Genomic DNA, 22,290 nt, shown 5'->3' on the forward strand with positions numbered 1-22,290 from the left:
GCACGGCCTCCCTGTCCCGTCGGCCACGTCGCTGCCAGCGGCTGGCCCCCAACAAGGAAAGCCTTTGAACCCTCGTTCCGCTGCCGAATTTCTCAACCACGTGGCCCAGCGCGATCCGCATCAGCCGGAATTCCTGCAGGCCGTGAAAGAAGTGATCCAGAGCCTGTGGCCGTTCCTGGAGCGTCATCCCCGCTACCTGGACCACGGCCTGCTGGAGCGGCTGGTGGAGCCGGAGCGGGTGATCCAGTTCCGCGTGGCCTGGGCTGATGACGCTGGCAGGACCCATGTGAATCGCGGCTGGCGCGTGCAGCACAGTTCGGCGATCGGCCCGTTCAAGGGCGGCATGCGCTTCCATCCGTCGGTCAACCAATCGATCCTGAAGTTCCTTGCCTTCGAGCAGACCCTGAAGAACGCGCTGACGACCCTGCCGATGGGCGGTGGCAAGGGCGGCGCGGATTTCAATCCGAAGGGCCGCAGCGATGCCGAAGTGATGCGCTTCTGCCAGGCCCTGATGCTGGAACTGCACCGCCACCTCGGTGCCGATACCGACGTGCCGGCCGGCGACATCGGCGTCGGCGCGCGCGAGGTCGGCTACATGACCGGCATGATGAAGAAGATCACCAACGATGCCTCCTGCGTGTTCACCGGCAAGGGCCTCTCCTACGGTGGCAGTCTGATGCGTCCGGAGGCGACCGGCTTCGGCACCGTCTACTTCGTCGAGCAGATGCTGCACCATGCCCGTCGCGATACCGATGGCGCGAAGGTGCTGATTTCCGGCGCCGGCAACGTCGCCCAGCATGCCGCGATCAAGGCCATCGAGCTGGGCGCGTCAGTGCTCACGCTCTCCGATTCCGGCGGCACGCTGTACGCCCGCGATGGCTTCGATGAAGCGGCCCTGCAGGAGGTGGTGGAACTGCGCAACGAGCGCCGTGGTTGCTTGGCCGAGCTGGCCGACGACAAACGCTTCGAGTACCTGGACGGCAAGCGTCCCTGGCACATCCCGGCCGAGATCGCCCTGCCCTGCGCCACCCAGAATGAACTGGACGAAGATGATGCCCGCGCCCTGGTCGACAACGGTGTGCTGTGCGTGGCCGAAGGCGCCAACATGCCCGCCACGCTGGAGGCGGTGGACGTCTTCCTCGCGTCCGGCACCCTGTACGCACCGGGCAAGGCCAGCAATGCCGGCGGCGTGGCCACATCGGGGCTGGAAATGAGCCAGAACGCGCAGCGCCTGTCCTGGCATCACGCCGATGTCGACGAGCGCCTGCACGGGATCATGAAGGACATCCACGCCAACTGCGTGCGCCACGGCAAGCGCGCCGACGGCAGCGTGAACTATGTGGACGGCGCCAACATCGCGGGTTTCGTCAAAGTGGCCGATGCGATGCTGGCCCAGGGCGTGTACTGAGGGCAGACCGATGAACGGGCGCAGCGATCAGTCCGCCGAGCGGACCTCGCTCGTCATGCAGCCGGCCAGCACGGCACCGCTGTCGGTGGGTATCACGCTGAATGCCCGCACGCGCGCGTATCCGGAGGATGCCTCCCGCGTTCCTTCGCGCATCCAGTACCCTTCCGCCTGACGATCCGCCGCGCCCAGGCCAGTGGCATCGAGCACCGCCTTCAGCGGCGCATCGCCCATGTCCGCGAAATAACCCCCTTGGGCGATGCCGAGCGACTGCACGGGCAGCCCCTGCAGCATCACAGGATGGTCCAGCGTGACGGCGAGGAGAGACATTGTCTGCCCGCCGACAGCGTAGTCACGCGAGGCCACCGCGCTGACATTGGCCGGCCACGCCAGCGGCGACAGTTCGGAAACACGCTCCCACATGTTCGCGATGCGCTGCATGGCAGCGTCGTCCGCCCGACATTCGAGCGCCGCGCCAACATCACTTGCCGAGGCCGTCTCGCGCAGTCGGGGTGGAACACGCGCCTCGCGCATCGGACCGGGATAGTCACATCCCACCCGATAGCCCTTTCCATCGCTGCGCACCACGAGTGCGGCAGGCAATGACGCATCGCCGGATGCCTCGGGTGGCGACCAGACCTGGAACGGCTCACGCAGGCTGCTTGACCGCAGCCGCAGCCCATTCCCGCTGACGATGCGCACACGCTGACCGGCATCGACGGGAATCGAGAAGCCCATGTCATCGGCCACCACGCGGTGCGTTGTGATGCCGTGCACCGTCAACGCGTCCGGCATGTCGATGAACGTCGTCGTGTCGTCCCCGTCACCGCTGCGCGTGAAATCCCAACCCTGCAGATGGGCCGGACGCTCCCGCGGCGTGCCGTACCGTGCGCCACGCAGCGCCGTCGTCACCGCCTGCATTGCCGCCGGTGAGGCGCGGCATTCGAGCAGCTCGATGAGATCGCGCTGGAAGCTGGCAGCGGTGTTCGCCTGCGCCGGCGGCGCACCGGCCATCAACATGGCGACGGCCGCGGCAGCAGCGAGCGGAGAGAAAAAACGTAGCAGCATCATGCGCGACCGAAGAGAATCCGATGTGCATTTTACGCTTGCAACTATCGCGAAGACGGCAGGCAGTCACGTCGCGCCGAAAGAATGAAGCCGGCCATCGGCCGGCTTCATCGTCCCTCAGCCTTCGCTGGTCTTCGCCTCGTCCGGCCTCACCCGGAACCACGCGGCATACAGCGCCGGCAGGAACACCAGGGTCAGCACGGTGCCGACGATCAGGCCGCCCATGATCGAGATCGCCATCGAGCCGTAGAACGCACTGCGCGACAGCGGGATCATCGCCAGCACCGCGGCCAGCGCGGTCAGCACGATCGGGCGGAAGCGGCGCACGGTGGCATCGATGATCGCGTGCCAGCGGTCATGCCCGGCATCGATGTCCTGCTGGATCTGATCGATCAGGATCACCGAGTTGCGCATGATCATGCCGGCCAGCGCGATCGTCCCCAGCAGCGCTACGAAGCCGAACGGCGCGCGGAACAGCAGCAGGAACAGGGTCGCGCCGATGATGCCCAGCGGCGCGGTGACCAGCACCATCGCCGCACGCGAGAAGCTGCGCAGCTGCAGCATCAGCAAGGTCGCCACCACGATCAGGAACAGCGGCATGCCGGCCTTGATCGAATCCTGGCCACGGGTGGAATCCTCCACCGTGCCGCCGGTTTCAAGCAGGTAGCCGGACGGCAGCTCGGCACGGATGCCCTCCAGTGTCGGCAGGATCTGCTGCACCACGTCCAGCGGCTGCTTCGCGTCGGCAATGTCGGCGCGCACGGTCACCGTCGGCAGGCGGTTGCGGTGCCAGATGATGCCGTCCTCGAACACGTACTCCAGGCGCGCCACCTGCGACAGCGTTACCGAGGTGCCGCTGGCGGTCGGAATGGCCAGACTGCCCAGCATGTCCAGCCGCACGCGTTCGTTGTCCGGGCCACGCAGCAGCATCTCGATCAGGCGGTTGCCCTCCCGGTAGGTGCTCACGCTCATGCCCGACAACGAGGTGCCCAGCAACTGGCTCACCTGCGCACTGCTCACGCCCAGTGCGCGTGCACGGTCCTGGTCGATCACCAGCCGTACCACTTTGCTCGGCTCGCTCCAGTCCAGGTTGACGTTCATCACGTGCGGGTTTGCGCGCACCTTGGCTTCCACCTGCCGGGCAATAGCCTGCACCTGCGCGATATGCTCGCCGGAGATGCGCATCTGCACCGGGTAGCCGACCGGAGGGCCGTTCTCCAGACGGGTCACGCGCATCTGCACGTCCGGGAACTGCGGAATCACGTCCTTGAGCAGCCAGTCGCGGGTCGCCTCACGTGCTGTTGCATTCTCGGTCAGCACCACGAACTGCGAGAAGTTGGTGGCCGGCAGCTGCTGGTCCAACGGCAGGTAGAAACGCGGCGAGCCGGTGCCGACGTAGGCCACATAGTTGCTGATGCCCGCGCGGTCCTTGAGCAGCTTTTCCAGCTTGGTCGCCTGCGCCTGGGTCGCCTGCAACGAGGCACCCTCGGCCAGTTCGATGTCCACCATCAGTTCCGGGCGGGTCGAATCCGGGAAGAACTGCTGGGGCACGAAGCGGAAGATCAGCAGCGAGAACACGAACAGCGCGGCCGTGGCAGCGATCACCCACCAGCGATGGCGCAGGCAGACATCGAGGAACCCGCGGAAGCGCACGTAGAACGGACGCTGGTACGGATCGTGGTCGTGCGCATGCACCTTCGGCGCGATCCAGCGCGCGAACGCGGGATGGCGGTCGGCCCACCGGAGGCGACGGGCATGCCAGCGCCCCGCCAGGCTGTCCGGCTTGGGCGGCTGCGGGTTGAACAGGTCCGGCAACATCTTGTCGCCCAGGTACGGGATGAACAGCACCGCGGCGATCCACGACACCACCAGCGCGATGGTCACCACCTGGAACAACGAGCGGGTGTATTCGCCGGTGCTGGAGGCGGCCGTGGCGATCGGCAGGAAGCCGGCCGCGGTGATCAGCGTACCGGTCAGCATCGGGAAGGCGGTCGACTCCCACGCGAAGCTGGCCGCGCGCAGGCGGTCGTAGCCCTGCTCCATCTTGGTGGCCATCATCTCCACCGCGATGATCGCATCGTCCACCAGCAGGCCCAGCGCCAGCACCAGCGCGCCGAGGGAAATCTTGTGCAGGCCGATGCCGAAGTAATGCATGACGAAGAACGTCATCGCCAGCACCAGCGGAATGGTCACGCCCACCACCAGGCCGGTGCGCAGGCCGAGCGAGAAGAAGCTCACCAGCAGCACGATCACCACCGCTTCGGTCAGCACCTGCACGAACTCGCCGACGGACTCCTCCACCGCATGCGGCTGGTCGGAGACCTTGCGCAGCTGCATGCCGGCCGGCAGTGTCTTCTGCAGTCGTTCGAACTCGGCATCCAGGGTACTGCCCAGTTTGAGGATGTCGCCGCCGTCCTTCATCGCCACGGCGATGCCGATCGCGTCCTCACCCATGAAGCGCATCTTCGGCGACGCCGGATCGGCGAAACCGCGTTTGATCTCGGCGATGTCGCCCAGGTGCACGGTGCGGTCGCCGGCCTGGATCGGGAAGCTGCGGATGTCCTCCACGCTCTGGAACTGGCCGGTGACGCGCAGCTGCACCCGGTCGGTCGGGGTTTCAAAGAAGCTGGTGGCGGCAATGGCATTCTGGTCGGCCAATGCCTGCTGCACCTGCTGCAGCGACACGCCCAGGGTGGCCAGCTTGGTGTTGGACAGCTCGATCCAGACCTTCTCGTCCTGCAGGCCTTCCAGCTCGATCTTGCCCACGTCGGGCACGCGCTGCAGTTCCAGCTGGATGCGATCGGCGTAGTCGCGCATCACCGCGTAGTCGAAGCCCTGCCCGGTCAACGCGTAGATGTTGCCGAAGGTGTCGCCGAACTCGTCGTTGAAGAACGGTCCGACGATTTCGCGCGGCAGGGTCGGCTTGATGTCGCCCACGCGTTTGCGCACCTGGTACCACAGGTCGGGAATCGCCTTGGAACGCAGGCTGTCGCGCGCCACGAAGATCACCTGCGATTCGCCCGGGCGCGAGTAGGAACGGATGAACTCGTACTGCCCGGTGTTCAGCAGTGCCTTCTCGATCGGTTCGGTGACCTGGCGTGAGACCTGTTCGGCGGTCGCGCCGGGCCAATTCGTGCGCACCACCATCACTTTGAAGGTGAACGGTGGATCCTCGGACTGGCCCAGGTGCTTGTACGACCACGCGCCGATGATCGCGAAGGCCAGCATCGCAAACAGCACCAGTGGCCGGTTGCCCAGCGCCCATTCGGAGAGATTGAAGCGGCGCACGGGATCAGTTCCCCTTGCCAGCGGCAGGCGCGGCAGGCTTGGCCGCCGGTGCCAGCACCGGGCGGTTCTGACGGTCCACCGCCGTCACCGGCTGGCCCTCGCGCAGCAGATGACCGCCGGCCGCCACCACCCAGTCGTTCGCGTTCACCCCGCTCAGCACCGGAACGGATTCCACGGCGTACGCCCCGACCGTCACCGGCGTGGCTTTCAAGGTGCGCTTGGCCGGATCGACCACCCACACGCTGCTGCGTCCATCGGCGCCGCGCTGCACCGCCGCCAGCGGCAGCTGCAGCGTGCCCTGGCGGCCGGCCGCGGCGAACACGCGTGCGCTCTGGCCCAGCTCTACTTCGGTCAATGCTTCCGGCGCCAGGCTGACGCGGGTGGCGTAGGTCCGCGCCTGCGCATCGGCGGCCGGGGCGATCTCACGGATCGTGCCGGCCAGCAGCTGGCCCGGGCGGTTCCACAGTTCCACCTGCACAGGCTGGCCGACCTCGTAATCGCGGATGGTACTTTCCGGCAGCGCGATCACGACTTCGCGGCCGCCATCAGCGGCCAGGGTGAACACGGTCTGCCCGGCACTGACCACCTGCCCGGCTTCGGCCTGGCGGCTGGCGATCACGCCGTCGGCCGGCGCACGCAGCTGCGCGTACTCGGCCTGGTTGCGGGCCACGGCCAGATTGGCGCGGGCGGCATTGGCCTGGCCCTGCGCGGCCTTGAACGCGGCGGTCTGGCTGTCCAGCGCGGACTGGCTGACCAGCTGCTGCTCGGCAAGTGTCGCGTAACGCTTCTGATCATCGCGGGCGCGGATCAGATCGGCTTCGGCGGCAGCGAGCTGGGCCTGCGAGGCACTGGCCTGGGAGGCGTAGTCGGCGGCATCCAGCTCGGCCAGCAGCTGCCCCTTGCGCACGCGCTGGCCGGCATCGACATGGCGCTTGATCAGGTTGCCCCCGACCCGGAACGACAGCGGGCTCTCCTGGCGGGCCCGGATCTCACCGGGATACGCGGCCAGTTCCTGCCCGGCCACGGTCCCGGGGTGGACCACCAGCACCGGGATCGGCGCCACCGGCTCGGCGTCCTGCTTGCCACATGCTGCCAGCGCGATCGCCAGCAACCCACCACCCATCCATCGCATGTTGTTCATGAGGTCCTGGACCTGAAAAGTAACCCGGGAAAAGCGGCTGGAAACGCTCTGTTCCAAACGCTTCAATATTGAACCAGCCGGTATAGTATAAATATCGAACCGATTGGTCTAGTATTGATTGGATGACTGATCCGACCTCCTCCACATCGCCCTCCAAGCCGGCCGCCAAGGCCGCCGGACCGGGGCGCCCGAAGGATCTGGGCAAGCGTGCGGCCATCCTCGAGGCGGCGAAATCCCTGTTCGTCGACCAGGGCTACAACGGCGTGAGCATGGACAGCATCGCGGCCCAGGCTGGCGTCTCCAAACTGACCGTTTACAGCCATTTCGGCGACAAAGAGACCTTGTTCACCGAAGCTGTGCAGTCCAAGTGCGCCGAGATGCTGCCTGACGAGCTGTTCGTCACCGACATCGAAGGCCCCCTGCGCGACCAGCTGATGGGCATCGGCCACGCCTTTTTCGGCCTGATCACCTCCGATGCGGCGGTGGCCGTGCAGCGGGTGATGATGTCGCCCGATACCGACGACCGGATCCGCGAGATGTTCTGGCTGGCCGGCCCGCAGCGGACCACCGATGCGCTGGCCGAGTTCCTGCGTGCCCGTACCGCCCGCGGCGAGCTGGAGATCACCGACTTCCCGACCGCCGCGATCCAGTTCCTGACCTTGATCAAGGGCGAGCTGCATACGCATATGATGTGCGGGTTGCGGCCGGCCCCGGCCGAGTGCGATGCCGACGCCCACGTGAGCGCCAGCGTCGACTTTTTCCTGCGGGCGTATGCCCGGCGGCACTAAACTGAATGGACCGGAGGTCGCGGTGACTTCCGGCACTGCGACCCCGGCGCGACGGCAGCGATGCTCTCAGCGCGCCGCCGGCTCCCGGCACCGGTAAAATGGCCGGCCCACTGCGCTGGATATAGAACCTCATGACGATCGATTACTCCCACGCCCGCGAACTGATGGTCGAACAGCAGATCCGCCCCTGGGATGTGCTGGAAATCCGCGTGCTCGATGTACTGGCACGCTTGCCGCGGGAGGCGTTCGTCGCTGAATCGCACCGGGCCTTGGCCTACGCCGATATCGAGCTGCCGCTGGGCAACGGCCAGAAGATGATGAAGCCGGTCATCGAAGGCCGCACCCTGCAGGCGCTGGATCTGCAGCCGGGTGATGAAGTGCTGGAAATCGGCACCGGCAGTGGCTACCTGAGCGCCTGCATGGGCGAGCTGGCCCGCGAAGTGCTGAGTCTGGAAATCGACGCCGACCTGGCCACGACCGCGCGCGCGCGCCTGGACGCGGCCGGCCTGGGCAACAACGTCCGCATCGAAACCGCCGACGCCCTGACCTGGGACACCGAGCGACGCTTCGATGCGATCTGCGTCACCGGCGCGGTGGATGTCATCCCGTCACGTTTCACCCAGTGGCTGCGTCCCGGCGGTCGACTGTTCGTGATCCGTGGCCTGTCGCCGGTCATGGAAGCGGTGCTGGTCAAGGCGGACGGCACCACTGAATCGCTGTTCGAAACCGATATCGATTACCTGCGCGGTGCCGCCCCGGCACCCCAGTTCCAACTCTGAGTCCAAGGAAGCCGCAATGATCCGCCGATCCCTCGCCCTTGCGCTGGCCGCCGCCCTGCTGCCGATGACCGCCTCTGCCGCCGACCTGCTGCAGGTCTACGAAATGGCGCGCAATGGCGATCCGCAGCTCTCGGCTGCCGAGTCGACCCGCCTGTACGACAAGGAAGGCGCCGTGCAGGCGCGTGCCGCCCTGCTGCCGCAGCTCAACGGCGAGGCCTCGCTCAACCGCACCCGCACCAACCCGAACCATGATCTGACCTCCAGCTCGTTCACCACCAAGAGCCGGAACTACACGATCAACGGCAGCCAGACGGTCTTCAACTTCACCCAGTTCGCCAACCTGCGTTCGCAGCGCGAGCTGAGCCAGGCGGCCGACTTCACCCTGGATTCGGCCAACGACGACCTGATCGTGCGCACCTCGGCGGCGTACTTCAACGTGCTGGTGGGCATCGAATCGCTGTCGGCCGCGCAGACCAACGAAGCGGCGGCGAAGAAGCAGTTCGACTTCGCCGACAAGCGCCTGGAAGTGGGCCTGGCCCCGATCACCGACGTGCACGAAGCCCGCGCCCAGTACGACCAGGCACGCGCCAACACGATCATCGCGCAGAACACGCTGGCCGACGCCTACCAGGCGCTGACCGAGCTGACCGGCCAGCCGGTCACCGACCTGCGCGCCCTGCCCGCCGATTTCCGTCCGGAGCTGCCGGCCAAGTACGCCACCATCGATACGCTGGTGTCCGAAGCCGTCGCGCAGAACCCGGCGCTGAAGGCGCAGGAACTGAAGGTCAACGCCGCCGAATCCGGCGTCTCGGCCGCCCGCGGCGCGCACTACCCGACCCTGTCGCTCGGTGCCACCGCCGGCAAGTCGGCCAGCTGGGGTGATGTGGTCGGCGCTGACAGCTTCAGCCCGGACCGTCGCACCAACAGCGTCGGCCTGACCTTGAACGTGCCGATCTTCTCCGGTGGCGCCACCCAGTCGGGCGTGCGCCAGGCCCTGGCCCAGCGCGACATCGCCCAGGACGGTTACGAGCAGCAGAAGCGTGCCCTGGACCGCAACACCCGCAATGCCTACCAGACCCTGGTCGCGGGCATCAGCGAAGTGGAAGCGCGTCGCCTGGCGGTGGTCTCGGCGCAGAGCGCCTATGACGCTTCGCAGGTCGGCCTGGAAGTCGGTACGCGTACCGTGCTCGACGTGATCCAGAACCAGCGCATCCTGTTCTCCGCGCAGCTGGACTACGCCAACGCCCGCTACACCTTCCTGCAGAACCGCCTGCAGCTGGGCCAGGCCGTCGGCACGCTGGACATCGCCGAACTGCAGGACATCAACCGCCTGCTGACGCAGAAGGCGGCCACGCCGAGCACCACCGTCAACTGATCGACGGCGCACGGCGAGACAGAAAAACCACCCGCTTGCGGGTGGTTTTTTTTTGCGTGCAATATGCCGATCGCGACACACTGCACGCGGCGCACACGCGGTCACTGCCACGCAGGACGCCGCGTGCAACGCCTGCCCGTGCACACTCTCCACCGTGAACCGGTCCACCGTCCGGCACCTGTCGTGGAAAATGGCTTGACCCTTCGGCGGGGGACGACTATGGTCCGCCCCGCACCACCTTCCCTTTCCCTCCAGAGGCTCCCTCCTTGGACAGTCATAGTCGATCTCGTTGCTGCTCCTGAGCCGACGGACCCACTGACCCCAAGGTCGGTTCCGTCCGCACAGGACGGGGCCTTCCGGCGCAGCTGACACGCTCGCCCGCCTCGCATCATCCGCACCGCAGTTCCATCCGACCCCAAGAGAGGGGTGCCGCTGGCGTTTCCGATTGCCTGGAGATTGCCCATGCACGCTTCCCGTCTGTTCGCCCTGCCGCTCGTGGTCGTGGCGATGCTTCCGTTCGACACCCGCGCCGCCGCCAGCCTGATGGTGGACGACGCCTCCATCACCGATGCCGGTCGTTGCCAGCTGGAAAGCTGGGGCCGTCATACCCATGCCGGGGCCGAGTGGACCGCCGTACCGGCCTGCACCTTCGCCGATACCGAGTGGTCGCTCGGCCTGAGCCATCAACATGCTGCTTCGTCCACGCAATGGGCGCTGGGTGCCAAGCGCGTGCTGCGCGACATCGACCAGCGCCGTTGGGGCCTGGCGCTGAGTGCCGGTGTCGGCAGCGACTGGCGCCACCTGCGTGGCGATGACTGGGGCATCAACGCGCCCCTGACCATCGCCCTTGGCGCCAGCGATCGCACACTGCTGCACCTCAACCTGGGCTGGGCCCGCACCGCCGGCGCACGCGGCCGTACCGATGGCATCGGCCTGGAAATCGTCACCGCGCCGCACTGGTCGCTGCTGGCCGAAACCGCGCGTGACGCCACACGCCAGCGCAGCAGTCAGTTCGGTGTGCGCCACGCGCTCTGGCGGGGCGCCAGCGTGGACCTGCTCGCTGGACGCGTCCATCACCAGCGCGATGGCCACTGGATCACGCTTGGCATCACTCTCGCCGCTGCGCCGTGACGCCGTGCCTGCCGGCTGACCTCATCGACTGACACAACCGCATCCGTGTTTACCGCGCATCGCTACTGCACTGCGCCGCCTGTAGGAGCACCACCATGAACCGCGAAGACCTCCTGTTCTCGATCCGCACTTTCTCGCTGTCGCTCGACGCGGCTGGCTTCGTCAGCATCGCCGCGACCACGCACCCCTCCGATCTGGTCGATGCATTCGATGCACTGAGCGTGGAGAAGACACTGCCATTGCTGATGCTGCTCGACCCGCAGCCGCGCGCCGAGCTGTTCGCGCACTTCGCCGAGATCCGCCAGGATCAGCTGCTGGCCGCGATGACGCGCGAGGCGGTGGTGCAGTTGTTCGAGCACATGCCATCGGATGATCGCGCCGATCTGTTCAACCGGCTGGGGGATGACGCCAAGCAGAAACTGCTGCCCGCGCTGACCAAGGCGGAACGCGATGACATCCTCAAGATGGCGTCCTATCCCGAAGGCACGGTCGGCTCGGCGACCACCTCCGACTATGTCTGGGTATCTCCGGAAATGACCGTGGCGCAGGCTCTCACGCATATCCGCGCCACCGCGCTGCACAGCGAAACGGTGAACACCCTGTTCGTGCTCGACCGCACGCTGCGCCTGCGTGGTACCGTGGCGCTGCGCGACCTGGTACTGGCCAACGAGAACAGTACGGTCGCCTCGATCATGCAGAAGCAGCCGGTGTCCGCGCAGGCGCACTGGCCACGGCTGCAGGCCGCCGAGCTGATCCGCCGCTACGATCTGTTGGCCCTGCCGGTGACCAACGGCGGCGATCGCATGATCGGCATCGTCACCGTCGACGATGCGATGGACATCGAGAAGGAACAGGATGCTTCGCAGCTGGCCCGCTTCGGCGGCACGGTGAGTGCGCATGGCAATGATCTGGATGTGCGCAGCACGCCGCTGAAGCAGATGTTCCGCGTGCGTGTGTTCTGGCTGGCGATCCTGACCTGCTTCGGCATCGTCACCAGCACCTTTGTCGCCGCGCAGGAGGAACTGCTGTCGCAGGTGATCGTGCTCGCCGCCTTCATCGCCCCGATCGTGGACATGGGCGGCAACACCGGCAGCCAGTCGGCGACGCTGGTGATTCGCAGCATGGCGCTGGGCGAGCTGAAACTGCGCTGGCGCGACGTGGGCGTCGTCATCAAGCGCGAACTGCCGGTGGCCGCGACGCTGGGCATCACCATCGCCCTGCTCGAAGCGATCCTGGCGTACTTCAGCAAAGGCGTGGGCATGGACGTTCTGCTGGTGGTGGGCTCGAGCATGCTGGTGTGCACCGCGCTGGGCGGCCTCATCGGCGCGCTGCTGCCGTTCGCCGCACGCCGCATCGGCGCGGACCCGGCCACGCTGTCGGCACCGATGATCACCTCGGTCATGGATCTGATCGGGGTGTTCATCTACTTCGGCTTTGCGTACGCCTTCCTGGGCGACCTGCTGGTCGCGGCGGGCTGAGGCGTGGTCAGGCGGGGTCGCCCGGCAGGGCGATCAGGCCTGCGCCGGTCAGGCCACCGGCGGCGGCAGCTGCGGCGCGATCAGGGCCACGGTGCGCTTCAACGCGCCGCGGCCGTTGCTTACCAGGGCACAGCCGGCGCGGGCCATGTCTTCGCGCGCCTGGGGATCGCGCAGCAGGGTCAGCAACGCGTCGCCGACACCGTTGGCATCCTCCGCGATCACCACGGCCCCTGCTTCGCGCATGCGCCGGGAAATCTCGGCGAAGTTGTGCAGGTGCGGCCCGGTGACCGCAGCGGTGCCCATCGCCGCCGGTTCCAGCAGGTTGTGCCCGCCGATGGCCTGCAGGCTGCCACCGACGAAGGCCACCTGTGCGCAGCCATAGAACGACATCAGCTCACCGAGCGTATCGATCACGAATACATCGGTATCGGCCTGCGGCCACTGCTGCTGGCGGCGTGTGGCGACCTTCCAGCCCTGCTCGCGGGCCAGCGCTTCCACCCGCGGGAAGCGCTCGGGATGCCGTGGCGCCCACAACAGCAGCAGCCCCGGCACCGCCTCGCGCAGGCGGCGATGCAGATCGATGGTGGCCTGCTCCTCGCCCTCGTGCGTGCTGGCGGCAATCCAGACCGGGCGCTCGGCGGGCACCAGGTCGTGGAAGCGCGCGATGAACTCCTGCACGTTCGGCGTGGCGATATCGAATTTCAGATTGCCCAGCGGCTGCACCTGATCCGGACGGGCGCCGAGCTGGATGAAGCGATCGGCATCGTCGGCCGACTGCGCGGCCACGCAGGTCACGGTGCGCAGCGCGCGACCGATCAACGGCCGCAGCAGGCGATAGCCGCGCAGCGAACGCGCCGACAGCCGGGCGTTGAGGATGTAGACCGGAATCCGGCGGTCGCGGCAGCCGAACAGCAGGTTCGGCCACAGTTCGGTTTCCAGGATCAGGGCCAGGCTGGGCTTGAAGTGGCCCAGGAAACGACCGACGCTGCCCGGCACGTCGTAAGGCAGATACACGTGGTCGACCGCATCGCCCCACAGCGCGCGGACGCGCTCGGAGCCGGTCGGGGTGATGGTGGTGATCACCCAGCGGATGTCCGGACGCAGCGCGCGCAGGGCGTTCACCAGTGGCGCAGCGGCGTTCACCTCGCCCACCGAGACCGCGTGCAGCCATACCCGCGGCTGGCCGCTGGAGTGCGGATAGGAGGCATAGCGCTCATCCCAGCGCTGGAAGTACTCGCGCACCCGGAAGCCCCGCCAGACCAGGTGGTACACGGTGATCGGCAACAGCAGGTACAGCACGGCCGAGTACAGGCCGCGCAGGATCCATTCGACAGGGCTTTTACGCATGCGCAAAGGATACGGGAGCGGCGCGGGGAAGACACGCCGCGCCGCCGTGAGGGCCCCGCCGGGACGCATCCGGGCGCATCCATTAGAATCGAGGCATGTCCGATAACGCTTCCACCGCCACCCGGCCGTCCCTGCGCAACCCGCGCCACTGGCCGACCTTCGCCTTCATGCTGTTCGCCTTCGCGATCGCCCGCCTGCCGTGGATGCTGCAGCGCGCGCTCGGCCGGGGTGTCGGCACGGTCGCCTACCGGCTGGCCAGCAGCCGCCGGCGCGCCGCCGAGGTCAACCTGAAGCTGTGCTTCCCGGAGAAGGACGACGCCTGGCGCCAGCGCCTGCTGCGCGACTCCTTCGACGCCCTGGGCGTGGGCATCTTCGAGTTCGCGCGGGCCTGGTGGGGCAGCATCGACAGCATCCGCCCGCAGGTGCAGATCGAAGGGCTGGAGCACCTGCACCGCATGCAGGCCGAGGGCCGCGGCGTCCTGCTGGTGTCCGGCCACTTCATGACGCTGGAGATGTGTGGCCGCCTGCTGTGCGACCACGTCGAGTTGTCCGGCATGTACCGCAAGCACCGCAACCCGGTGTACGAGTGGGCGGTGAAGTTCGGCCGCCTGCGCTATGCCAAGGCGATGTACGCCAACGAGGACATCCGCGCGACGGTGCGGCACCTCAAGAAGGGCGGCTTCCTCTGGTATGCGCCGGACCAGGACATGCGCGGCAAGGACACCGTGTTCGTGCCGTTCTTCGGCCACACCGCTTCGACCATCACGGCCACGCACCAGCTCGCCCGGATGACCGGCTGTGCGGTGATCCCGTATTTCCACCGTCGCGAAGGCGGGAAGTATTTCCTGAAGATCGGCGCACCGCTGGAGAATTTCCCCAGCGAGGATGTCGAGGCCGATACCGCGCGCGTCAACCAGGCCATCGAAGCGATGGTGCGCGAGGCGCCGGACCAGTACCTGTGGATCCACCGCCGGTTCAAGCGCCAGCCCGGTGGGCGGAGCGATTACTACCGGTAAAGCCACCCCATGGGTGGCTGCACGCCCCCCCTCGGTAGAGCCACCCCATGGGTGGCTGCAGGGTTGCCAGACCGCGAACAGCCACCCATGGGGTGGCTCTACGCTTCCGCACGAGAGTGCGTTGACCGGGGCGCGGAGCCCATCGGTGGATGGCGCGCATGTGCGTCGGTATGTCCCCATACCCGGGCCACAAGCAGCCACGCATGGCGTGGCTCTACCCGTCGTCGCGTGCCAACAGACTGCCCGCGTACAGCGCGGCCAGCAGCAGCGTGAGGCCGCCCCAGAAGGTGGAGTAGAACGCCAGATGGGTGTTGAGCGGGAATACGGTCACCGCCAGCGCCAGCATCGCCGGGCGCGCACGTTCGCGGGCCTCGGGCGGTGCGAAGCGCCACGCACGCCATGCCTGGGCCACGGCTGCCAACCACAGCAGCAGGCCGAGGATGCCGGTTTCGGAGAGGATCTCGAGCAGAATCTGGTGCGCATGCAATGCCGGCCCGGCGCCCCAGACTTCCTGCGCGGCCGGGTCCGGGTTGCAGCCCGGGTAGGCATCGCGGAACCCACGCGCGCCGACACCGTTGATCGGGTGCGCCTCGATCATGCAGGTGGCCGCCGACCAGATCTGCGCGCGCCCGGACAGCGCCTGGTTGACGCCATCGCTCTCGCCTTCCCAGGCCATGGCAGTCCGCGCCACGCGGTCCCCGACCTGCGGCACGCTCACGGTCAGCACGACCGCCGCCACCGCACCGACGGCGAGGCAGGCCAACAGCCCGCGCACGCCGATCAGGCGCCAACCGGAGAACACCAGCACCAGCGCATAGGTCAGCCACGCCGCGCGTGAGCCGGCCAACACCAGCACCACACCGACCGCGGCCGCCACCAGCGACCAGCCGAGGATGCCGGCGCGGCGTGAGGCGGCGAACAGCAGGAACGGCGACAGACTGGCCAGCACCTGGCCGAACTTGAGATTGCACGGGCCGAGGACGCCGCTGAGGCGATCGACCAACGCCATCTCTTCGGGCGCGCACAGGCCGTGCCCGCTGAACGCCCACTTGAGCTGGTCCATCGACCAGAACAAGGGGCTGGTGCCGACGATTGCCTGGGCCAGTGCATCCACTGTCCACAGCCCGGTGATCAGCGCCAGACCGCCCAGTGTCAGCGCACGCCGCTGCGGGGTCGCCACGGCAATCGCGACCAGCCACATGAAGGGCAGATAGCGCAGGCCGGCGGCCGCTTTGCGCCATGCGGTGCCGGGATCGATCGCATCGAAGGTGGAAAATGCCTGCGGCAGCCAGTAGCCCAGGAACAGGATGCTGGTCAGGGCCCACGCGGGGCTGCTGAGCAGACGCTGTTTACCCTGCAGGCGGAGCTGCACCATGCGTACCGCCGCGTACAGCGCGCCTAGCACGAGCACGCCCTCGGCGATGCCGGGCAGCGGCCACAACGCGACAAACGCAATCACCCACCACGGGGCCCAGCGGCCCGCGCGGGAGCCCGGCGAACCCGGTGCGAGGGTGGGCTCAGCCGATGAGGGAGGTATAGAGCTGGAGCGTGTCACGCTGCATTGCCTGCAAGGTAAACGGGATCCGCGTCGGCAGTGAGGGCGGCTGCAGCAGCAACTGCTGCGCGCGCGCCAGCAGTGCATCGGCGTCGCCCAAGGGTACCGCGCCGGAGGGTTGCAGCTGAGTCAACAACTCGCCGACGCCGCCATGGTTCCAGCCCAGCACGGGGCGGCCCACCGACAGCGCTTCGACCACGGTGCGGCCAAAGGCTTCGGCCTTGTCCGAGAGCTGCAGCACCAGATCACTGGCCGCATAGGCCTGCGCGATGCGCGAGGTCGGCGCGGTCATCAGCACCGCATCGAACACGCCAAGGGTGCGCGCCTGCGCTTCCAGCTCGGCCACATAGGATTCGCGGCCCGGCTCGCGCGTGCCCGGCATCCACAGCCTGGCCGGCACACCGGCGGCGTGCAGCCCGGCGAGCAGCGTCAGCGCGTGGCGATGCCCTTTCAGGCGGGTGCCACGGCCAGGCAACAACAGCAACGGTGCGTCGCCCGCCAGTGCGGGGTGCTGCTCGGCCACGGCCAGGCGCGCACGCCGATCCTGCCGACCCACGCGCGGGAACTGCGCGACATCGACACCGCGCGGTATCACCTGCAGGCGCTCGGCCGGAACGCCGGGGTAATGCGTCTGCACGAACTCACGCACGCTGTTGGACACGCAGATCACGCGCTCGCCACTGGTCATCACCGCGCTGTAGCGGCCGGGCGAGTTGAGCCCGTGCACGGTAGTGACCCAGTGCGGGCGGGTGGCGGCCGGCAGGTTGCGCACGGCATACAGCCCCAGCCAGGCCGGCAGCCGCGAGCGCGCATGCACGATGTCCGCGCCCACCTCGTTGAACAGATTGCGCAGGGTCAGCACGTGACGCAGCGTCAGCAGCGATTTGCGGCCGATGTCCAAGGTCAGGTGCTCGGCGCCACTGGCGAGCAGCGGCTCGACCAGGCGCCCACCGGCGGACACGACAATGGCCCGGTGGCCGGCGGCAACCAGGGCGGAGGCGATCTCAAGGGTGGAGCGTTCGACCCCGCCGGAGTGCAGCGCCGGCAGCAGCTGCACCACGGTCAGTCGGCGCACAGTGTGGTCCGCAGATCAGTCGGCGAGCACGAACACGGCGCCGCAGTACGGGCACGCGGCCTCGCAGTTGGGCTCGTCTTCGATCGGCAGGTACACGCGCGGGTGCGAGTTCCACAGCGCCATTTCCGGCGTCGGGCAGCTCAGCGGCAGGTCGCTGCGGTGCACGGTGTAACGCTTCTCGGCATTGGCGGGCGCGGTGGCGGTATGGCTCATGGCGTGGACACACAAAGGGGGTTGCGAGACCGCCGATTCTAGCATCTGGCGGCCGGGGAAGGCCGCCGGACCCGGCATGCCGCGGTGCAGGACCGGGCGCAGCGCCCGCACGGACCACCGTTGTTTTTAAATCGATCCAAATCCATTGTCAACAATTCGATATGAAACGAATTTGCCGGATTTAGATCGAACTAATTGCACTTGTCAGGGCCAGTTGTCGTGATGCAGGATCAGCCGGGTACCGATCATCGACCCGATCGCCTGCCCGACCCCCACCGGACATGCATCGCCTCTTTCCTGCCGTCTGCCGATGGCTGGGGCGACGCCGTCCGCCGTGGCCATCGATGCGGGTCCTGCCTGCCGCCTGCCCTTCCCGGGAGACCCTTGCATGACCCTGTCCGACCTGCGCCCCGCCCGCCGCGCCCTTCCCCTCGCCCTGGCGCTGGCCTGCGCATCGATCGCCCTGCCGGCCGCCGCGCAGGGCCTGCAGACCTCCTTCGAGCCGGGCCAACCGGCTCCGGCCGCCAGCGACGGCGCGCTGCAGGTGCGGATCGGCAATGGCCCCACCTCCCCCTACGCCGCCAAGCCCGGCGTCGGCTACAGCGGGCTGCACGCGCTGCACTACGCCAGTGCCGGGGGCGCGGCGCGTCGCGCGCTGTTCCAGACCGACCTGACCATCGACGCCGATACCACCCTCTCCTGGCTGGTGCTGCCCGAGATCGTCGGCAAGGACACCGTGGCCTCCACCTACGTCTCGCTCGACCTGGTGCTCGATGACGGCACCCGCGTCTCGGCCAGTGCCGCGCGCGATCACCACGGCGTCGCGCTGGGTGCGCGCGCACAGGGCGACTCGAAGACGCTGTACCCGCAGCAGTGGGCACGCAAAGCCGTCCGTCTGGGCGATGTCCCGGCCCTGCGCGGTCGCCGCGTGGTCGCGCTGGAGCTGGAGGTCGCCAGCGCCGACGGCGCACCGGTGGCCGGCTGGATCGACGATGTCCGCCTGGAAGCGCAGCCGCGCAGCACGCCACAGCGGCCCTCGGACTGGGTGCTGACCACCCGCGGCACGCAGGCCAACGGTACCTTCTCGCGCGGCAACAATTTCCCGGCCACGGCCGTGCCGCACGGCTTCAATTTCTGGACGCCGGTGACCGATGCCGGCTCACTGACCTGGCTGTACCGCTGGAACGAACAGAATGATGCCGCCAACCGCCCTCGCCTGCAGGCGCTGGCGCTGAGCCACCAGCCCAGTCCGTGGATGGGCGACCGCCAGACCTTCCAGGTGATGCCGTCGGCTAGCCGCGGCGTGCCCGAGGCCGACCGCAGCAAGCGCGCCCTCACGTTTTCCCGCGACAACGAGCAGGCCCGCCCGTACCGCTATGACGTGCGCTTCGACAACGGCATCGCCGCCGCGATCGCACCGACCGACCACGCCGCGATCTTCCGCTTCGAGTTCCCCGAAGGCGGTGATGCCAACCTGCTGTTCGACAACGTCGACGCACGCGGCGGGCTGACCCTCGATGCGGCGACGCAGACGCTCTCCGGCTACACCGACACGCGCAGCGGCCTGTCCACCGGCGCCACCCGCATGTACGTGGTGGCCAGCTTCGACCGCCCGTGGCGCAGCAGCGGGACGGTGAAGACCGGCCGCCCGACCGGCTACATCAAGTTCGACGCCGGCACCGACCGCCGCGTCGCGATGCGCATCGCCACCTCGCTGATCTCGGTCGAGCAGGCCCGCCACAACCTCGCGCTGGAACTGGCCGCCACCGACGATGTGGATCGCGTGGCGGCGCGCGCGCAGGATGCCTGGGACCAGCGCCTGGCCCGCTTCGACGTGGGCGATGCCACCGACGACCAGAAAACCACCCTGTACTCCAACCTGTACCGCCTCTACCTCTACCCGAACTCCGGGCACGAGAACGCCGGCACCGCGGCGGCGCCTGACTGGCGCTACGCCAGCCAGGCCAGTGCCTCGGATGAAAACACCGACGGCAGCGCCACGCGCAGCTTCGCGCCGGTGCGCGATGGCAAGGTCTACGTCAACAACGGCTTCTGGGACACCTTCCGTACCACCTGGCCGGCCTACGCACTGTTCACCAAGGACGATGCCGGCGCACTGGTGCAGGGTTTCCTGGAGCAGTACCGCGCCGGCGGCTGGGTTGCCCGCTGGTCCTCGCCCGGCTATGCCGACCTGATGGTGGGCACCAGTTCGGACGTGGCCTTCGCCGATGCGTGGCTTAAGGGCATCGGCGGCTTCGACGCGCAGGAGGCCTATGCGGCCGCACTGAAGAACGCGACCGTGGTCCCGCCCGACCGCCATGTCGGGCGCAAGGGCATGGACCGCTCCACGTTCCGCGGCTACGCCACCGCCGATGTGCATGAAGGCATGTCGTGGACGATGGAAGGTGCGCTCAACGATTTCGGCGTGGCCAACATGGCCGAGGCGCTGGCCAGGCAGGCCGATGCGCCGGCCGCGCGCGAGCGCTATGCGACCGAGGCGGATTATTTCCGTCACCGCGCCGGCACCTACGCCACGCTGTTCGACCCCGACGCCGGTTTCTTCCAGGGCCGCAAGCCGGATGGCAGCTGGCGGCTGGCGGCCAAGGACTACGACCCGCGCGTGTGGGGCCATGACTACACCGAATCCAACGGCTGGACGTTTGCCTTCACCGCCGCGCACGACGGCGAAGGCCTGGCGGCGCTGTACGGCGGCCGCGATCAGCTGGCGGCCAAGCTGGACACGTTCTTCGCTACGCCGGAAACCGCAGACGCTGCGTTCTCCGGTTCCTACGGCGGCACCATCCATGAAATGACCGAAGCGCGCGATGTGCGCATGGGCATGTACGCGCACAGCAACCAGCCGGCGCACCACATCCCGTGGATGTACCTGTATGCCGGGCAGCCGTGGAAGACCCAGCAGCATGTGCGCGAGATCCTGTCGCGCCTGTACCTGGGCAGCGAGATCGGCCAGGGCTACCCGGGCGATGAGGACAACGGCGAGACTTCGGCGTGGTATCTGTTCGCCTCGCTGGGTATCTACCCGCTGCGCATGGGCGCGCCGGAGTACGTGATCGGTTCGCCGCTGTTCCGCCACGCCCGCGTCGAGCTGCAGGGCGGCGCGGTGTTGACCGTGAACGCACCGGAGAACTCGGACCGCAACATCTACGTGCAGTCGCTGAAGGTCAACGGTAAACCGTGGACCAGGACCTGGCTGCCGCACGACCTGCTCGCCAAGGGCGCCACGCTGGACTTCGTCATGGGCCCGGAACCCTCGCGTTGGGGCACCGGTCCCGACGATGCGCCGCGCTCGCTCACCGCGCGCGGCCAGCAGCCGGCCCTGCTGCATGATCTGCTGGGCAGTGGTGCCACCGCCCAGCTCGGCGATGGCCGCGCGGCGGAGGCCCTGATCGATGACGATGCCGCCACGGCGCTGCCGCTGGGCGGAGCAAGCACGATCACCTTCAGCAACGTCGCCGCGGGTACGCCGTCGATGTACACGCTGACCAGCGGCAATGGCCCGGTCCGTGGCGGTGAATGGACCCTGGAGGCGCGCACCGCCGGTGGCCGCTGGGTGCAGGTCGACCAGCGCCGCGGCGAGGCGTTCGCGTGGGCGATGCAGACCCGTCCGTTCCGCATCGCCCAGCCGGGACGCTACGCCGAGTACCGGCTGCGCATCGGCGCACCGGGGCGCCTGCAACTGGCGGAAGTCGAGCTGCTCGCGCCGGTGCCGGCACGATGAGGACCGCCCTGCCGATCACCCGTGGCCTGCTGGCCGCCCTGCTCGTCACCGCCGGGGTCGCCGATGCGCAGGCATTCGAGACCACGCAGACCCGCGACGGCGTGACCCTGCACTACCGCGACGCCAGCGATGCGCTGGCTGCGCCGGTGCGGGAGCGCATCATCGAGACCTTCTTCGGCGCGTATCTGCGCGAACGTGCCGACTTCCATCCGGCCGCGCCGACGCAGGTCGGCATCGTCATCGATCCGGCGTACGACGGCATCGCTTTTGTCGGTGAGAAGGCGCAGGCGGCGACGATCACGATCAACCCGGCCTGGTTGCACACGCACCCGGGCGACATCGATCTGGTCACCCACGAGGCGATGCACATCGTGCAGGGCTACCCGGAATACGCCAATGCGCGCGTGCCGGGTTGGCTGGTCGAAGGCATCGCCGATTACGCCCGCGACCGCTACGGCAAGGACAACGCCGGGGCGGGCTGGGCGCTGCCGACGCAGGTCAAGCCGGACCAGAACTTCGATACCGGCTATCGGGTGACCGGTGCGTTCCTGGCCTGGAGCGAGGCGCAGCATCCCGGGCTGGTAATGGCGCTTGATGGCGCGCTGCGCGAGGGGCGCTATACGCCGGCGCTGTGGGAAACACTCAGCGGCGTGGCGTTGCCGGCGTTGTGGGAACAGTACGTGCGGGCACGCTGATTGCAGGTGGTGGTCCGGCATCCGGGAGGAGCCGGCCAGCGGCCGGCACTACCGGTGCCATCGGTGCCCACGGTGCCCACGGTGCCCACGGTGCCCACGGGGCGATGGCAGGTACCGATCGTGGGTCGGTACGCTTTCGTGGGTCAGCGCGCGCCGACCAAGCCGGCGTACAACGCGAACAACTGCTGGAAGTACCG

General features: G+C 68.0%; 16 protein-coding genes. 9 read left to right on the forward strand and 7 right to left on the reverse strand.

Going from position 1 to position 22,290, the window contains the following annotated elements:
* Nucleotides 1-64 precede the first annotated feature (64 nt).
* Nucleotides 65-1,408, forward strand: a complete 1,344-nt coding sequence (gene gdhA, locus ABE424_RS07280) for an NADP-specific glutamate dehydrogenase (RefSeq protein ID WP_346491634.1) — start codon at nt 65-67, stop codon at nt 1,406-1,408.
* 27 nt (nt 1,409-1,435) lie between these two features.
* Here the strand turns inward: gdhA and ABE424_RS07285 are convergent, their stop codons facing one another.
* The 3 genes from ABE424_RS07285 to ABE424_RS07295 all read right to left on the reverse strand — a co-directional run bounded on the left by ABE424_RS07285 (nt 1,436) and on the right by ABE424_RS07295 (nt 6,902).
* Complete coding sequence (locus ABE424_RS07285) at nt 1,436-2,476, reverse strand: hypothetical protein (RefSeq protein ID WP_346491633.1); 1,041 nt, start codon at nt 2,474-2,476, stop codon at nt 1,436-1,438.
* A gap of 114 nt (nt 2,477-2,590) precedes the next feature.
* The gene (locus ABE424_RS07290) at nt 2,591-5,761 is read right to left on the reverse strand and encodes an efflux RND transporter permease subunit (RefSeq protein WP_346491632.1); all 3,171 of its coding nucleotides are present in this window, start codon (nt 5,759-5,761) and stop codon (nt 2,591-2,593) included.
* 4 nt (nt 5,762-5,765) lie between these two features.
* Nucleotides 5,766-6,902: an efflux RND transporter periplasmic adaptor subunit gene (locus ABE424_RS07295; protein WP_346491631.1), complete on the reverse strand. Its 1,137-nt coding sequence runs from the start codon at nt 6,900-6,902 to the stop codon at nt 5,766-5,768.
* Nucleotides 6,903-7,024: 122 nt separating this feature from the next.
* Between ABE424_RS07295 and ABE424_RS07300 the strand changes: the two genes are divergently transcribed.
* The 5 genes from ABE424_RS07300 (at nt 7,025) to mgtE (ending at nt 12,453) form a co-directional block, all read left to right on the forward strand.
* On the forward strand, nt 7,025-7,690 hold the full coding sequence (locus tag ABE424_RS07300) for a TetR/AcrR family transcriptional regulator (protein WP_346491630.1): 666 nt from the start codon (nt 7,025-7,027) through the stop codon (nt 7,688-7,690).
* A gap of 131 nt (nt 7,691-7,821) precedes the next feature.
* Complete coding sequence (locus ABE424_RS07305) at nt 7,822-8,469, forward strand: protein-L-isoaspartate O-methyltransferase (RefSeq protein ID WP_179460114.1); 648 nt, start codon at nt 7,822-7,824, stop codon at nt 8,467-8,469.
* Between the two features lie 16 nt (nt 8,470-8,485).
* Nucleotides 8,486-9,844 (forward strand): TolC family outer membrane protein, encoded by a 1,359-nt coding sequence (locus ABE424_RS07310; protein ID WP_176988260.1) that lies wholly within the window; start codon nt 8,486-8,488, stop codon nt 9,842-9,844.
* Nucleotides 9,845-10,306: 462 nt separating this feature from the next.
* A complete protein-coding gene (locus ABE424_RS07315) occupies nt 10,307-10,975 on the forward strand; it encodes a hypothetical protein (protein WP_346491629.1) in 669 nt (222 codons plus the stop codon).
* A 95-nt stretch (nt 10,976-11,070) separates the two neighbouring features.
* The gene (mgtE, locus tag ABE424_RS07320) at nt 11,071-12,453 is read left to right on the forward strand and encodes a magnesium transporter (protein ID WP_346491628.1); all 1,383 of its coding nucleotides are present in this window, start codon (nt 11,071-11,073) and stop codon (nt 12,451-12,453) included.
* A 48-nt stretch (nt 12,454-12,501) separates the two neighbouring features.
* Here mgtE and waaA read toward each other — a convergent pair whose 3' ends face one another.
* A complete protein-coding gene (gene waaA, locus ABE424_RS07325) occupies nt 12,502-13,800 on the reverse strand; it encodes a lipid IV(A) 3-deoxy-D-manno-octulosonic acid transferase (RefSeq protein WP_346489634.1) in 1,299 nt (432 codons plus the stop codon).
* A 95-nt stretch (nt 13,801-13,895) separates the two neighbouring features.
* On the opposite strand from waaA, the gene ABE424_RS07330 reads away from it, so the two are divergent.
* Complete coding sequence (locus ABE424_RS07330; RefSeq protein ID WP_346478890.1) at nt 13,896-14,816, forward strand: LpxL/LpxP family Kdo(2)-lipid IV(A) lauroyl/palmitoleoyl acyltransferase; 921 nt, start codon at nt 13,896-13,898, stop codon at nt 14,814-14,816.
* A gap of 214 nt (nt 14,817-15,030) precedes the next feature.
* On the opposite strand, the gene ABE424_RS07335 is transcribed toward ABE424_RS07330, so the two are convergent.
* Genes ABE424_RS07335 through ABE424_RS07345 form a run of 3 tightly spaced genes read right to left on the reverse strand, consistent with a single transcriptional unit; the run spans nt 15,031 to nt 17,659 of the window.
* The gene (locus tag ABE424_RS07335) at nt 15,031-16,353 is read right to left on the reverse strand and encodes an O-antigen ligase family protein (protein ID WP_346491694.1); all 1,323 of its coding nucleotides are present in this window, start codon (nt 16,351-16,353) and stop codon (nt 15,031-15,033) included.
* A complete protein-coding gene (locus ABE424_RS07340; RefSeq protein ID WP_346491627.1) occupies nt 16,334-17,446 on the reverse strand; it encodes a glycosyltransferase in 1,113 nt (370 codons plus the stop codon). Before ABE424_RS07340 ends, ABE424_RS07335 begins: the two co-directional genes overlap by 20 nt.
* A 15-nt stretch (nt 17,447-17,461) precedes the next feature.
* On the reverse strand, nt 17,462-17,659 hold the full coding sequence (locus ABE424_RS07345; RefSeq protein WP_019183790.1) for a zinc-finger domain-containing protein: 198 nt from the start codon (nt 17,657-17,659) through the stop codon (nt 17,462-17,464).
* 388 nt (nt 17,660-18,047) lie between these two features.
* On the opposite strand from ABE424_RS07345, the gene ABE424_RS07350 reads away from it, so the two are divergent.
* Both ABE424_RS07350 and ABE424_RS07355 read left to right on the forward strand, forming a co-directional pair.
* Nucleotides 18,048-21,398, forward strand: a complete 3,351-nt coding sequence (locus tag ABE424_RS07350; protein WP_346491626.1) for a GH92 family glycosyl hydrolase — start codon at nt 18,048-18,050, stop codon at nt 21,396-21,398.
* On the forward strand, nt 21,395-22,093 hold the full coding sequence (locus ABE424_RS07355) for a basic secretory protein-like protein (protein WP_346491625.1): 699 nt from the start codon (nt 21,395-21,397) through the stop codon (nt 22,091-22,093). Before ABE424_RS07350 ends, ABE424_RS07355 begins: the two co-directional genes overlap by 4 nt.
* Nucleotides 22,094-22,290 lie beyond the last annotated feature (197 nt).

Source organism: Stenotrophomonas sp. TWI1149 (assembly GCF_039673155.1).
Lineage (GTDB): Bacteria > Pseudomonadota > Gammaproteobacteria > Xanthomonadales > Xanthomonadaceae > Stenotrophomonas > Stenotrophomonas maltophilia_AA.